Source organism: Halomonas zincidurans B6, from assembly GCF_000731955.1.
Taxonomy (GTDB): domain Bacteria; phylum Pseudomonadota; class Gammaproteobacteria; order Pseudomonadales; family Halomonadaceae; genus Modicisalibacter; species Modicisalibacter zincidurans.
The window spans coordinates 1,867,451-1,880,314 of sequence record NZ_JNCK01000001.1; the positions used below are offsets into that span (position 1 = coordinate 1,867,451).

Genomic DNA, 12,864 nt, shown 5'->3' on the forward strand with positions numbered 1-12,864 from the left:
CCTTTCGTCCTGGCTCGTGCCCGAGTCCTGGCCGACGCCCTTTTCTCCGTTTCCGATGACCGCTACTAGAGCCGCCATGCCCACTACCGCCAACGCCAAGCGCAAGATTCTGGTCACCAGCGCCCTGCCCTATGCCAACGGCTCGATCCATCTGGGCCACCTGCTGGAATACATCCAGACCGATATCTGGGTGCGTTTCCAGAAGAGCCGCGGCCACGACTGCCACTACGTGTGCGCCGACGATGCCCACGGCACCGCGATCATGCTGCGCGCCGAGCAGGAAGGCATCACCTCGGAGCAGCTGATCGAACGCGTCTCGCAGGAGCATCAGGCGGATTTCGCGCGCTTCGGCGTGGCCTTCGACAACTATCATTCGACGCATTCGGAAGAGAATCGCCTGCACAGCGAGCGCATCTATACCGCGCTGCGCGACGCCGGGCATATCTCGACCCGCGACATCGAGCAGATGTACGACCCGGTCAAGGGGCTGTTCCTCGCCGATCGCTTCATCAAGGGCACCTGCCCCAAGTGCAAGACGCCGGATCAGTACGGCGACAACTGCGAGGCATGCGGCGCGACCTATACCCCGGCCGAGCTGATCAACCCGGTGTCGGCGATCTCCGGTGCCACACCGGAGGTGCGTAGCTCCACTCACTACTTCTTCAAGCTGCCCGATTTCGCCGAGTTCCTGAAGAGCTGGGTTCACCCCGGTCACGTGCAGCCGCAGATCGCCAATAAATTGCAGGAGTGGTTCGAAGCCGGCCTCAACGAGTGGGACATTTCCCGCGATGCGCCCTACTTCGGCTTCGAGATTCCCGACGCCCCGGGCAAGTACTTCTACGTCTGGCTGGACGCGCCGATCGGCTACCTGGCGAGCTTTCAGAATCTCTGCGACCGCGAAGGCATCGACTTCGACAGCTACTGGAGGAACGACTCCGAGGCCGAGGTCTATCACTTCATCGGCAAGGACATCGTCTACTTCCACGCGCTGTTCTGGCCGGCGATGCTCGAAGGCGCCGGGCTGCGCACGCCGAGTGGCGTCAACTGCCACGGCTTCGTCACCGTCAACGGCGCCAAGATGTCCAAGTCGCGCGGCACCTTCATCAAGGCCGAGACCTACGCCGAGTACCTGAACCCCGAGTACCTGCGCTACTACTTCGCCGCCAAGCTGACCGCCGGGGTCGACGATCTCGATCTCAACCTCGAGGACTTCGCCTATCGGGTCAACGCCGATCTGGTCGGCAAGGTGGTCAACATCGCCAGCCGCTGCGCCGGCTTCGTCAAGAAGCTCGGCGACGGCAAGCTCGCCGAGCGTGTCGGCCGGCCGGAGCTCGTGCAGCGCGCCGTCGATGCCGGCGAGGCGATCGCCGAGGAATACGAGGCGCGCGAGTTCGCCCGCGCGATGCGCCGGATCATGGAGCTCGCCGACGAGGCCAACGCCTACATCGCCGAGGCCGAGCCCTGGGTGCTGGCCAAGCAGGAGGGCCGCGAGCAGGAAGTCCTGGACATCTGCTCGGTGGGCATCAACCTGTTCCGCCAGTTGATGGTCTACCTGGCCCCGGTGGTGCCGGCCATGGCCGAGCAGGCCCGCGACTTCCTGAATCTCGACAGCCTGGACTGGGAGAGCCGCCATGCCGTGCTCGAAGGCCACGGCATCGAGAAGTTCAAGCCGTTGATGACGCGTATCGAGAGCGACCGGATCGACGCCATGATCGAAGCCTCCAAGGAGGATCTCGCCGTGGAGAAGAAGTTGAAGGAAACCCCCAAGGGCCCGCTCGCCGACGACCCCATCGCCGCGGAAATCGCCTTCGACGACTTCGCCAAGGTCGACCTGCGCATCGTGCGCATCGCCAAGGCGGAATACGTCGAGGGCGCCGACAAGCTGCTCAAGCTGACCCTGGATCTCGGCGGCGAGACGCGCACGGTGTTCTCCGGCATCCGCTCGGCCTACGCCCCGGAAGCGCTGGAAGGTCACCTGACGGTGATGGTCGCCAACCTCGCCCCGCGCAAGATGCGCTTCGGCGTCTCCGAGGGCATGGTGCTGGCCGCCGGTGGCGCTTCTGGCCAGGATGGGGGCATCTATCTGCTGGAGCCGCACAGCGGCGCCGAGCCCGGCCAGCGCGTTACTTGAGTCAATGCCGGCAAGCGATTCCATGCAGGTGCAAGCCATGAGCGTCACGCTGATCGAGGCCATCGACGCCGAATTGCCGCAGACGCAGTGCGGCAAGTGCGGCCATCCCGGCTGCCGCCCGTATGCCGAGGCGATCGCCGCCGGCGACGCGATCAATCGCTGCCCGCCGGGCGGCGAGCGCACCGTGGCGCGACTGGCCGAGATCACCGATCGGCCGGCCGAGCCGCTGGCGCAGCCGGCCGAATCGCCGCAGCTCGCGGTGATCCGCGAGGACGAATGCATCGGCTGCACCAAGTGCATCCAGGCCTGCCCGGTCGACGCCATCCTGGGTGCGGCCAAGCAGATGCACACCGTGCTCGCCGGCGAATGCACCGGCTGCGAGCTGTGCATCGCGCCCTGCCCGGTGGATTGCATCGACATCGTGCCCCACCCGGACTGGCAGATGGCGTTGACGTCGGCCGACCGGGATGGCTTCCTCGCCCGCCGCGCAACACTCGGACGCCAGCGCTTCGAGGCGCGCCAGGCCCGTTTGCAGCGCCAGGCCGAGGAGCGCCGGCAACGCCGCGAGCAGCGCCAGGCAACGACCCGTCAAACAGCGCCTGTGGATTCCGCTCCGCCCACCGATCCGGCCACGCTCAAGGCCTCCCGGGCAACGCTCTCGGTGACGCTCAAGCGACTGGAGCGCAAGCGTCAAAGGGCCGGGGCCGAGGCCAATACAGGGACCGGAAGCGACGACGAGCGCCGCGAACTCGATGCGCGCATCGCCGAGCAGCGAACGCGGCTCGACGCGATCGCCCGCCAGCTCGAGGGCCAGGCCAAGCCGGCCGCCCACGCCAACCGCCAACGCCTGGCGGAAAACGCCGCCGAACAGGCACTGCGCCGGGCGCGGGCGCAACTCGCCCATGCCGAGCGCCAGCACGACGCACAGGCCATCGACGCCGCCCACGCGCAGATCGCCCAGGCCCAGGCGATGCGCGACGCCGCGCGGCAAAACCATTGACCCGCTGACCGAGCGGCCTCGACCCGCCGGCAGCGTATGCGGAATGCCATGAACGCCCACAAACGCCACCAGATCTTCGCCCGCCTGCGCGAACATACCCCGAAGCCGACCACCGAGCTCGCGTGGACCACGCCCTTCGAGTTGCTGACCGCGGTGCTGCTGTCGGCCCAGGCCACCGATGTCGGCGTCAACAAGGCCTGCGCGCGGCTGTTTCCGGTGGCCAATACCCCGCAGGCGATCCTCGCTCTGGGCCTCGACGGGCTCAAGGAACACATCAGGACCATCGGCCTGTACAACACCAAGGCCGAGAACCTGATGAAGACCTGCCGGATGCTGGTCGAGCAGCACGGCGGCGAGGTGCCGCAGACCCGCGCTGACCTCGAGGCGCTGCCCGGGGTGGGCCGCAAGACCGCCAACGTGATTCTCAACACCGCCTTCGGTCAGCCGACCATCGCCGTGGACACGCATATCTTTCGGGTCTCCAACCGCACCCGCATCGCCACCGGCAAGAACGTCGTCGAGGTCGAGCAGAAGCTGCTGCGCCACGTGCCCCGCGAGTTCCGTCGCGACGCCCACCATTGGCTGATCCTGCACGGCCGCTACACCTGCCTGGCGCGCAAGCCGCGCTGCGGCAGCTGCGTGATCGAGGATCTCTGCGAGTTCCCGGACAAGCTCGATATCGCCTAGTCGCACCGGGGCCATGCAGTGGGTTACATCGAGAACTCGCCACCCTTCTCGATGGCCCGTTGATAGGCGGGGCGCTCGCGCATGCGCGCCAGGCAGGCCAGGAGATTCGGACGCTCACCCAGCCCGCCACGGGCCTCGCGCGCCAGCAGCGGAAAGCTCATCTGGATGTCTGCTGCACTGAATTGCTCGCCGGCGAACCAGCGCGAGGCCGCCAGTTGGCTTTCCCAGAAATCCAGATGACGACGCATCTGCGGTTCGAGATATTTCGCCTTGACGCCGTTGGCCAGCGCCCGCCCGAAGGGGCGCATCAGCGCCGGCACCGGCGGCTTGCCGAGCCGGGTGAACACCAGCGACATCACCAGCAGGGGCATCGCCGAGCCTTCGGCGTAATGCAGCCAGTAGCGGTAATGGCGATGTTCGGCGCTGCCGGCCGGCGGCACCAGGCGGCGCTGATGATCGTAGGTCTCGATCAGATAATCGATGATCGCCCCCGATTCGGCGACGCTGACCTCGTCATCGACGAGCACCGGCGACTTGCCCAGCGGATGAACCTGCTTGAGCGAGTCCGGCGCCAGCATCGTTTGCGGATCGCGACGATAGCCGACGATCTCGTAGTCGAGTTCCAGCTCTTCAAGCAGCCACAGCACACGCTGCGAGCGCGAATTTTCCAGATGATGAACGCCAATCATGATCAACCTCCTGAAGTCGGCCTCCAGTGTGCCCTTCGCCCCGCACCGAAGCCAATCACGGCGATAGGCGGCTCTCCGCGAGCGCATAAAAAACGGCACCCGATGAGGTGCCGTCGTGGCGTCATGCCGGCCGCGTCCGAGCCGGCTGTCGGCTTCAGCGCGTCTTGAAGATCTCGCCGCCCAGATCGTCGATGAATCGCCGGGCCTTGTTCAGAGTCAGTTCCACGCAGGCCTCGCGGGAGGCGACCACGTCCGAGCGTTCGAAGCGATGCTCGAGCGTCTCGCCGCCCTCGACCGGCTTGCGGATCCAGCCGCTGACCCGGTATTGGCCGCCGGCGTCCTGTGGGTCCGGAGTGATCAGGTAGCCGCGATAGTCGGTCGCGGGGATTTGTTCGTCGTTGACGTCGCCGGTCCGAAACAGACCGTCGATAAGCCGTTTGAGCATGCCTTCCTCCTTGCAGGACGCGGCCGGCCTGGACACCCGGTCCGGCCGGCCGCCTTCAATCGGCCTGGCGGCCCTTGCCGGCGGCGATCCGCAGGCGCAGCGCATTGAGCTTGATGAAGCCTTCGGCATCCTTCTGATTGTAGGCGCCCGCATCGTCCTCGAACGTCGCGATCGATTCATCGAACAGCGACTCGTCGGACTTGCGCCCGACCACGGTCGCGCTGCCCTTGTAGAGCTTCATGCGCACCACGCCGTTGACGTAGGTCTGGGTCTCGTCGATGGCCGCCTGCAGCATCTTGCGCTCCGGGCTCCACCAGTAGCCGTTGTAGATCACTTCGGCGTACTTGGGCATCAGCTCGTCCTTGAGGTGGGCCGCTTCGCGATCGAGCGTGATCGACTCGATGGCGCGGTGAGCGCGCAGCATGATGGTGCCTCCCGGGGTCTCGTAGCAGCCGCGCGACTTCATGCCCACGTAGCGGTTCTCGACGATGTCGAGGCGGCCGATGCCGTTGTCGCCACCCAGCTTGTTGAGCCTGGAGAGCACGTCGTGGGGCGCCAGACGCTCGCCGTCGATGGCGACGATGTCGCCCTGCTCGAAGCTCAGTTCGATGTAGGTGGGCGTGTCCGGCGCGGCCTCGGGCGCGACGCTCCAGCGCCACATGTCCTCTTCGGCCTCGGCCCAGGGGTCTTCGAGAATGCCGCCCTCGTAGGAGATGTGCAGCAGGTTGGCGTCCATCGAATACGGCGAGGTCTTCTTGCTCTTGGAGAAGTCGACCGGGATATCATGCCGCTCGCAGTAGTTCATGAGCTTCTCGCGCGAGGTCAGATCCCACTCGCGCCACGGCGCGATGACCTTGACACCCGGCTTGAGCGCGTAGGCGCCGAGCTCGAAGCGCACCTGGTCGTTGCCCTTGCCGGTGGCGCCGTGGGAGATCGCGTCGGCGCCGGTGGCATTGGCGATCTCGATCAGCCGCCTGGCGATCAGCGGCCGGGCGATCGAGGTGCCCAGCAGGTACTCGCCTTCGTAGAGGGTGTTGGCGCGGAACATCGGGTAGACGTAATCGCGCACGAACTCCTCGCGCAGATCCTCGATGTGGATCTCCTTGACGCCCAGCGCCTGGGCCTTGCTGCGCGCCGGCTCGACTTCCTCGCCCTGGCCGATGTCGGCGGTGAAGGTCACCACCTCGCAGTCATAGGTTTCCTGCAACCATTTGACGATCACCGAGGTATCCAGACCGCCGGAATAGGCGAGGACTACCTTTTTGACATCGGACATCGGGGGCTCCTTGTGACTCATGACATGGGCGATGACGCCGGTGAATGGCGTCTCCACCGCGGCTTTGCGATCGACCGATTATAGCGCCCAGGCCGGGCGGCGAATACCGCCACGGTGGGGACGCCCTGCAAGCGAGATGCTAGACTCTCGGCCATTGTGCGCGGGGCGACCGCGAAGGAGCGACTCAGGACGGGAGAGAGGCATGACCGAAGCGAACGCCCCAGGGCTGATGGCACAGCGTTTCCGCAGCTTTATGCCGGTGGTGGTCGACCTGGAAACCGGAGGCTTCAACGCCCAGGGCGATGCCATTCTGGAAATCGCCGCCGTCACCCTGAGCATGGACGCACTGGGTAACCTGATGCCCGAGGACACCTACGCCTTTCATGTCGAGCCTTTCCCGGGCGCCAATATCGACCAGGCGGCACTGGATTTCACCGGCATCGATCTCGACAATCCGCTACGCAAGAACGTCGCCTTGACCGAGGCCCAGGCGCTGGGCGAGATCTTCCGCCCGGTACGCAAGGCGATCAAGGCCAACAACTGCACCCGGGCGATACTGGTCGGCCACAACGCCGCCTTCGATCATGGCTTCCTCAATGCCGCGATCGCCCGCTGCGGGATCAAGCGCAACCCCTTCCACCCCTTCTCGAGCTTTGATACCGCGTCGCTCTCGGGGCTCGTCTACGGCCAGACCGTGCTCGCCCGCGCCTGCCGCGCAGCGGGGATCGAGTTCGACAATGCCGCGGCCCACTCGGCACGCTACGACACCCAACGCACCGCCGAGCTGTTCTGCGCCATCGTCAACCGCTTCAAGGATCTCGGCGGCTGGAACCTGGCGCTGCGCGAACAGGGGATGGAAGAAGGCTGACGGCCCTGTACCGGAAGCGGCTCGGCGGGAATGGCGAGGTCGTGTAGTCAAGGGAAACCGGCGAGCCTGCTGCTCGCCGGATTTGCCTGCTGGCCTCAGTGACGCTCCCAGCCGGCCGGCTGGCTGACATCGTTCTGGGCATCCTGGGAACCGGCCACGCCGGGCTTGTCGATGACCTGAACGGTACTGGCCTGGGGCCCCTTGTCACCCTCTTGGGGCTCGAAACGCACCTGGGCGCCCACGGTCAGCCGGTCGAAGTCATCGTGCAACACGGAGTTGCGGTGAAAATAGATTTCCTCACCGCTGAGATTCTTGAGGAAACCATAACCCTCCTCCTCGAACATGCGGACCACGGTAGCCACCGGCGGCGCCACCTCGTCGCCCTCGGAGTGCTTGACCTTCTTGGCCTCGCGCTTGCCGCTCTCCTTTTTCAGCTGCTTTTCCATCGCCTCGAAGGCATGCTTGATGATCGGGCGCAGCTGAACGTGCATGTCGGTGACCGTATCGGTCTTTTCGGCGACCAGTTCACGTTTGAAGGGCAACGAAACCGACACATGGGCACGATAGGGGTTGCCGCTACGGTGCGGATTCTGGGTCTGCTCGATGGTGAAGCGGCAGGAGACGATGTTGTCGCTGAAGTGCTCGAGCTTCTCGACGCGGGTCTTGACGTATTCGTCGATCCAGCCGGAGCGGGAAATGTGGTTATAAGTAATTTCCAATGGTACTTGCATAGGGAGCCTCCCTGATCATGCCCTTTGGGTGAACGATCGTTTCGACCATTCCAAGGCTCAGCGTGGTAGCCATGCAAGCGCATTTCAACGACTTAAGTACGGCAATTTCGTATCCAAGGGTATCCCGCCAGCTTCATGCGACCGGCCCACGCAAAGAATCCGCTCAAGCCACGCAGCGAATTCCTCTGAGGAAAAAGGCCCGCGAGTCAGCGTCTCGCGGGCCCGGCTAGCGGCCAGATCGACGGCGAATCGAATCAGGCCTTGTCGCCCTGCTCGGCGCCGGCCTTGACGGCAGCGTCCTTGATCAGCGTCTCGAGCTCGCCGTTCTGGTACATCTCGACGACGATGTCGCAGCCGCCGACCAATTCGCCATGGACCCACAATTGCGGGAACGTCGGCCAGTTGGCGTACTTGGGCAGCTCGGCGCGGATATCGGGATTGTCGAGCACGTTGACGAAGGCGAAGCGTTCGCCGCAGGCCATCAGCGCCTGTACGGTCTGCGCCGAAAAGCCGCACTGCGGCAACTGCGGCGTGCCCTTCATGTAGATCAGGATCGGGTTTTCGGCGATCTGCTGCTGGATGTTGTCTAGCGTGGTAGTCATGGGACCTTCCTTACCGGGGCATCGAGAAGTCGACGATGCCGCGTTACCGGTGAATGTTGGCGTGCTGGCCATTTTACGCGGGTCGCCAGGCGAAAGCAGCCCTGACCCGCCAAGATCGCACCCGCGCGTTGCGCCGCTGCCGGCCTGTGGCTAGGATGGTCGTCTTTCGCACGGCCGTAGGATGCAAGGCATCAAGGCCGGGGCGCCGCTAGCGCTGGTGGGCAACGACTCATCAGGGTGCGGCGCCCTTTTCGTTCGCGGCCCGCCGATGACAGGAGCTAGCCATGGCGACACGCCACTTTCTGACCCTGCTGGACCTTACCCCCGACGAGCTCGGTTACCTGATTCGTCGCGCGGTCACCATCAAGAATGGCCTCAAGACCCACGGGCCGACCTATACGCCACTGCCCAACCGTACGCTGGCGATGATCTTCGAGAAATCCTCGACCCGCACCCGGGTCTCGTTCGAGACGGCGATGGCCCAGTTCGGCGGCCATGCGCTGTTTCTCTCGCCCCGCGACACCCAGCTGGGCCGCGGCGAGCCGATCGCCGATACCGCACGCGTGCTAGCGGAGATGGTCGACGCGGTAATGATCCGCACCTTCGCCCACGCCGACCTGGAAGCCTTCGCTGCGGCCAGCGACGTGCCGGTCATCAATGCCCTGACCGACGCCTATCACCCCTGCCAGCTGCTCGCCGACGTCATGACCTGGAGCGAATGCCGCGGCGCGGTGCTCGGCAAGACCGCGGTGTGGATCGGCGACGGCAACAACATGTGCCACTCGTGGATCAATGCGGCCCGCCAGTTCGATTTTCAACTGCGCGTGTGTTGCCCGGAAGGCTATGAGCCCGACGCGACGATCCTCGCCGCCGCCGGCGAGCGCGTCTCGATCATGCGCGACCCGCAGCAGGCGGTCGTCGGCGCCAATCTGGTGACCACCGACGTCTGGGCGTCGATGGGCCAGGAAGAGGAACAGGCCAAGCGCGCCCAGGCCTTCCGGGGCTTTCAGGTCGACGAGGCGATGCTCGACAAGGCCGCCGCCGATGTGTTGTTTCTGCACTGCCTGCCGGCCCACCGCGGCGAGGAGATCAGCGCCACCCTGCTCGACGACCCGCGCGCGGTGGTCTGGCAGGAGGCCGGCAACCGCCTGCACGCCCAGAAGGCGCTGCTCGAATTCCTGATGCTCGGCCGGGTCGACTGAGCGCTCGGCGCCTCAATCGCACCGAGGAGACTCACTTCAGCGCCTTGATCAGCGCGCCGAAGCCGTCCGGCGCGCGGGCATCCTCCCGCGCGCTGGTGGTGACCCGCGCCGTGCGATCCCAGGCGACCCGGTAACCGCCGGCTTCCAGGGCACGCACCAGTTGCACGTCCTCGTGGCAGCGCAGCGGCTTGAAGCCGCCGACCGCCTGATAGGCCAGCGCGCAGACGCCGAGATTGGCGCCGTAGATTCGCTGCTCGCCGTGATCGTAACCCAGATAGTTCTGCCGCAAGGCCACCGGCAAGCGCTCCCACTCGGCCAGCCGGATGCCCCCGCAAACCACATCGCTACCCACGCTGCATTGCGAGGCCAACCAGTCGGCGCTGACCCGGCTATCGGCATCGGTAAACGCCAACCAGCGCGCACCGCGCGCCAGCAACCATTGAGCGCCGGCGTGGCGCGCCATACCGACATTGGGACCGGCGACCTCGAGCACGGTCACCGGGTGGCGTCGGGCGATCGCTGCCGAGCCGTCGTGGCACGTATCCAGCACCACCGCCACGTTGACCGTTTCGCCCCTCAGCCGCGGATGGTCGATTGCTTGAAGCAGCGCCTCCAGACAGCCCTCGAGATACGCCTCCTCGTTGTGTGCCGGTACCACGACGCCGATCATGTGGCGAGTTCCTTATCCGTCATAACAGCCCTCCCGTTGGGCCAACGAATCGCTTGCCCGCGACCATAGATCGATCGCCAGATCGGCTTCGCGATGATATACGACCGGCTGCAAACCCGGTGTCGCCTCCAGCAGCCGGTGGACGCCGTCGCCATCCAGCTCGCCGCCCTGGATCGGGTGGCGCCAATGGCAGGCCAGCAGCTCGCCGCCGGGCGCCAGCGAGGCGGCGATAAGCGCGCGCACTTCGAGCAGCTCGGCACGCGACAGGAAATAGCCGATTTCGCTGAACACGATCAACTCGAAGCGACCGCCCGGCCAGGCGGCCGGCACCCAGCCAGAGGCGAACGTCACGGCACCGGCATCCCGACCCGCCGCAGCCACCCTGCCACGCGCGGCATCGAGCGCCGCTTCGCTGGTATCCCAGGCCAGCAATTCATCGCAGCGCGCAGCCAGCTCAGCGGTCAGCACGCCGATCGAGCAACCGGGTTCGAACGCCCGGGCGTAACGCTCCCGGGTCAGGGCAGTCAGCGTCAGCGCACGCTTGCGGGCTTCGTACCAGGAGGTCTCGTAGTTCCACGGGTCGGCGTCGCGCGCATACAGCGCCGAGAAGTCGTCCGGCCCGAAACTCATTGCAGGACGACCTCGAACGGGCGCAGCAGCCGAGCCAGCGCCGTCGCGGGCAACACCGGCCCCCGCCCGGTCGAGGCGTCCTCGCCGAGCTGGCTTGAGTGGGCCTCGATCGCCGCGCACTTGGCGGCCAGCTGGTCGGGGGTCAGCACGGTGCGTCGCGCGCGCTGCCAGGGCACGCGCGGATCGCCGGGCCACGACCAATGCCAGGCCCATACCGGCGTCTCGAGCAGGCCGCAGCCAATCGACTGGGCCGCTTGCGCGCAGACACGCCCGCAGGCTTCGTGATCCGGATGGCCGTCGCCGCGCCAGGTGGTCACGATCACGTCATCGGAACGCAGGAAATCCTCGAGCCACGCCTGAAGCCGGCGCGCCTGCGCGGCGACCCGGGTATCGCTCAGCCCCAGACGCTGGACGCTGACGGCGCCCGCGCCCAACCGTTGCAAGGCTTCGCGACTCTCGCGAGGGCGCTCGCGGGCCAGCCGCTCGGGCGGCCAGAGACGCGACCCGGGGTGACTGCCGGCGCCATCGGTGACGGCGACCAGCAGCACCGCGCGGCGTGCTTCCAGCAAGCGCAGCATGAGCCCGCCGCAGGCCAGGATCTCGTCGTCGGGATGGGGCGCCACGATGACCGCCCGCTGCCCCTGGGCGATCAGCTCGTCAGGCGCGACGGCGGGCAGCGCCTCGAGGCCGATCCAGTCGGCTTCCGGGGTCCCCGCCCCTTCGATGCGTCGATCGTCGGCGTGCTGCATGCGTTAAAGCTCCCAGCGCGAGGTTTCGCTGGAGGCGATCTGCCGGCCGATACCTTCCAGATCATGCTCGGCGTGACTCTGGCGCACATAGACCGGCAGATCGGCGACCATCCGCGCGAACGCCGGGTCACGACAGTACGGGCCGGCGCCCAGACCGCGTCCGCAGTGGTGGATGACCTGCTCGACGACCTGCTCGACCTTGGCCCGCGTGCGCTCGGCCACCAGCCAGGCGTCGCGGCGCGGGTTGGCGTCGATCCAATCCGCGCTTTCGCGCAGCAGCGCGGCGGCGCTGGCCAGCGCCACATCGGCGGCGCCCAGATGGGCATTGAGATGGGGATCGTCCTTGCGCGACGCCTTGGCCCGCAGGCTCTCGGCGAGCCGGCGGGCACCGCCGAACCAGCACGCGGCGATGCCCGCGCCGCCGTGCCAGAAGCCATAGCGCTGAAGATAACCCTCGGGCGGGCCGATCAGCGTGCCTCGGGCGCCGTCGAACAGCACGTCGACGCTGGCGGTGGCGGCCATGCCGACCGCGTCCCAACCCTCGTCACTGACCGTCACGCCCGGTTGATCGAGTTCGACCAGCACCAACCGCTGATACTCGCCCTGCCAGGCGGTGATCAAGGCATGAGAGAGAATCGGCGCGCCCGAGCACCACGCCTTGCGACCGTCGAGACGCACCGGCGCTTGATCGTTTGATGCTGACGAGTCCGTGCCGATCGACACCTTCGCGAACGGCGGCTCGGCAGCCCACGTGCCGATTCGCCCACCCGCGGGCAGGCAAGCTTGCGCATTCCATTCGCCGATGATCGCCCGCGCGTCGGTATGCCCTTCGAAGAGCTTGACCAGCCCCAGGTCGTGACTCGCGACGTCGGCGAGCATCCGCCAACGCTCCAGCGTATTGCCGCCGCCGGGTGGCGGCAGGCGGTCGCCTCCGGCGTCGATCAAACGCTGCAACTGGAGGGCCAGCGAATCCATTGTCACGGCCGGTGCCGGGAATTCCTGTCGCAAGCGACGAATCAGGCAGTCGCGGAGATCACGGCTCGACTTCGCTGTATTGCTCATGAGTCATCCTTTGACGTTGCACGAGGCCTTCTTGGACTGCGTATTTCCCTATGACCACTGTGATCATCAGCCAACCCAAGCATAGCCGCCGAATACAAGCTGAACATCGACGAACTTTAACA

14 protein-coding genes are annotated in these 12,864 nt (G+C 66.2%); 5 read left to right on the top strand and 9 right to left on the bottom strand.

All coding sequences use genetic code 11. The features are described 5' to 3' along the window. Window positions 1–76: 76 nt before the first annotated feature. Genes metG through nth form a run of 3 tightly spaced genes read left to right on the top strand, consistent with a single transcriptional unit; the run spans window position 77 to window position 3,818 of the window. Window positions 77–2,131: a methionine--tRNA ligase gene (metG, locus tag HALZIN_RS0108750; RefSeq protein WP_031383844.1), complete on the top strand. Its 2,055-nt coding sequence runs from the start codon at window positions 77–79 to the stop codon at window positions 2,129–2,131. A gap of 22 nt (window positions 2,132–2,153) precedes the next feature. Beyond that, window positions 2,154–3,131 (top strand): RnfABCDGE type electron transport complex subunit B, encoded by a 978-nt coding sequence (locus HALZIN_RS0108755; RefSeq protein ID WP_084173686.1) that lies wholly within the window; start codon window positions 2,154–2,156, stop codon window positions 3,129–3,131. Between the two features lie 48 nt (window positions 3,132–3,179). Further along, on the top strand, window positions 3,180–3,818 hold the full coding sequence (nth, locus tag HALZIN_RS0108760) for an endonuclease III (RefSeq protein ID WP_031383846.1): 639 nt from the start codon (window positions 3,180–3,182) through the stop codon (window positions 3,816–3,818). Between the two features lie 23 nt (window positions 3,819–3,841). Here nth and HALZIN_RS0108765 read toward each other — a convergent pair whose 3' ends face one another. The 3 genes from HALZIN_RS0108765 to HALZIN_RS0108775 all read right to left on the bottom strand — a co-directional run bounded on the left by HALZIN_RS0108765 (window position 3,842) and on the right by HALZIN_RS0108775 (window position 6,228). Next, the gene (locus HALZIN_RS0108765; RefSeq protein ID WP_031383847.1) at window positions 3,842–4,507 is read right to left on the bottom strand and encodes a glutathione S-transferase; all 666 of its coding nucleotides are present in this window, start codon (window positions 4,505–4,507) and stop codon (window positions 3,842–3,844) included. Window positions 4,508–4,661: 154 nt separating this feature from the next. Next, window positions 4,662–4,952 (bottom strand): HlyU family transcriptional regulator, encoded by a 291-nt coding sequence (locus tag HALZIN_RS0108770; protein ID WP_031383848.1) that lies wholly within the window; start codon window positions 4,950–4,952, stop codon window positions 4,662–4,664. A gap of 55 nt (window positions 4,953–5,007) precedes the next feature. Then, window positions 5,008–6,228 (bottom strand): argininosuccinate synthase, encoded by a 1,221-nt coding sequence (locus HALZIN_RS0108775; protein WP_031383849.1) that lies wholly within the window; start codon window positions 6,226–6,228, stop codon window positions 5,008–5,010. A gap of 202 nt (window positions 6,229–6,430) precedes the next feature. Between HALZIN_RS0108775 and rnt the strand changes: the two genes are divergently transcribed. Further along, entirely contained in the window at window positions 6,431–7,096 is a 666-nt protein-coding gene (gene rnt, locus HALZIN_RS0108780) for a ribonuclease T (RefSeq protein ID WP_031383850.1), read from the top strand. 95 nt (window positions 7,097–7,191) lie between these two features. Here rnt and HALZIN_RS0108785 read toward each other — a convergent pair whose 3' ends face one another. After that, window positions 7,192–7,827, bottom strand: coding sequence for an HPF/RaiA family ribosome-associated protein (locus HALZIN_RS0108785; protein WP_031383851.1), 636 nt, complete (start codon window positions 7,825–7,827; stop codon window positions 7,192–7,194). A gap of 254 nt (window positions 7,828–8,081) precedes the next feature. Next, window positions 8,082–8,429, bottom strand: coding sequence for a Grx4 family monothiol glutaredoxin (locus HALZIN_RS0108790; protein WP_031383852.1), 348 nt, complete (start codon window positions 8,427–8,429; stop codon window positions 8,082–8,084). 284 nt (window positions 8,430–8,713) lie between these two features. Here HALZIN_RS0108790 and argF point away from each other — a divergent pair, with 284 nt between their 5' ends. Next, on the top strand, window positions 8,714–9,631 hold the full coding sequence (gene argF, locus HALZIN_RS0108795) for an ornithine carbamoyltransferase (protein ID WP_031383853.1): 918 nt from the start codon (window positions 8,714–8,716) through the stop codon (window positions 9,629–9,631). Between the two features lie 31 nt (window positions 9,632–9,662). On the opposite strand, the gene HALZIN_RS0108800 is transcribed toward argF, so the two are convergent. The 4 genes from HALZIN_RS0108800 to HALZIN_RS0108815 are packed head-to-tail and all read right to left on the bottom strand — an operon-like array spanning window position 9,663 to window position 12,742. Beyond that, entirely contained in the window at window positions 9,663–10,301 is a 639-nt protein-coding gene (locus HALZIN_RS0108800; protein ID WP_031383854.1) for a glycosyltransferase family 2 protein, read from the bottom strand. 12 nt (window positions 10,302–10,313) lie between these two features. Next, window positions 10,314–10,931, bottom strand: a complete 618-nt coding sequence (locus tag HALZIN_RS0108805; RefSeq protein ID WP_031383855.1) for an SAM-dependent methyltransferase — start codon at window positions 10,929–10,931, stop codon at window positions 10,314–10,316. Beyond that, window positions 10,928–11,680 (bottom strand): PIG-L deacetylase family protein, encoded by a 753-nt coding sequence (locus tag HALZIN_RS0108810; protein ID WP_031383856.1) that lies wholly within the window; start codon window positions 11,678–11,680, stop codon window positions 10,928–10,930. Before HALZIN_RS0108810 ends, HALZIN_RS0108805 begins: the two co-directional genes overlap by 4 nt. A 3-nt stretch (window positions 11,681–11,683) precedes the next feature. After that, window positions 11,684–12,742: an acyl-CoA dehydrogenase family protein gene (locus HALZIN_RS0108815; protein WP_150113101.1), complete on the bottom strand. Its 1,059-nt coding sequence runs from the start codon at window positions 12,740–12,742 to the stop codon at window positions 11,684–11,686. Window positions 12,743–12,864 lie beyond the last annotated feature (122 nt).

Coding starts and splice junctions, on each gene's coding strand:
- HALZIN_RS0108790 (WP_031383852.1), bottom strand. CDS start 8,429: ATGACTACCACGCTAGACAACATCCAGCAGCAGATCGCCGAAAACCCG.
- HALZIN_RS0108800 (WP_031383854.1), bottom strand. CDS start 10,301: ATGATCGGCGTCGTGGTACCGGCACACAACGAGGAGGCGTATCTCGAG.
- HALZIN_RS0108805 (WP_031383855.1), bottom strand. CDS start 10,931: ATGAGTTTCGGGCCGGACGACTTCTCGGCGCTGTATGCGCGCGACGCC.
- HALZIN_RS0108765 (WP_031383847.1), bottom strand. CDS start 4,507: ATGATTGGCGTTCATCATCTGGAAAATTCGCGCTCGCAGCGTGTGCTG.
- HALZIN_RS0108815 (WP_150113101.1), bottom strand. CDS start 12,742: ATGAGCAATACAGCGAAGTCGAGCCGTGATCTCCGCGACTGCCTGATT.
- metG (WP_031383844.1), top strand. CDS start 77: ATGCCCACTACCGCCAACGCCAAGCGCAAGATTCTGGTCACCAGCGCC.
- rnt (WP_031383850.1), top strand. CDS start 6,431: ATGACCGAAGCGAACGCCCCAGGGCTGATGGCACAGCGTTTCCGCAGC.
- argF (WP_031383853.1), top strand. CDS start 8,714: ATGGCGACACGCCACTTTCTGACCCTGCTGGACCTTACCCCCGACGAG.
- HALZIN_RS0108770 (WP_031383848.1), bottom strand. CDS start 4,952: ATGCTCAAACGGCTTATCGACGGTCTGTTTCGGACCGGCGACGTCAAC.
- HALZIN_RS0108775 (WP_031383849.1), bottom strand. CDS start 6,228: ATGTCCGATGTCAAAAAGGTAGTCCTCGCCTATTCCGGCGGTCTGGAT.
- HALZIN_RS0108755 (WP_084173686.1), top strand. CDS start 2,154: ATGCAGGTGCAAGCCATGAGCGTCACGCTGATCGAGGCCATCGACGCC.
- nth (WP_031383846.1), top strand. CDS start 3,180: ATGAACGCCCACAAACGCCACCAGATCTTCGCCCGCCTGCGCGAACAT.
- HALZIN_RS0108810 (WP_031383856.1), bottom strand. CDS start 11,680: ATGCAGCACGCCGACGATCGACGCATCGAAGGGGCGGGGACCCCGGAA.
- HALZIN_RS0108785 (WP_031383851.1), bottom strand. CDS start 7,827: ATGCAAGTACCATTGGAAATTACTTATAACCACATTTCCCGCTCCGGC.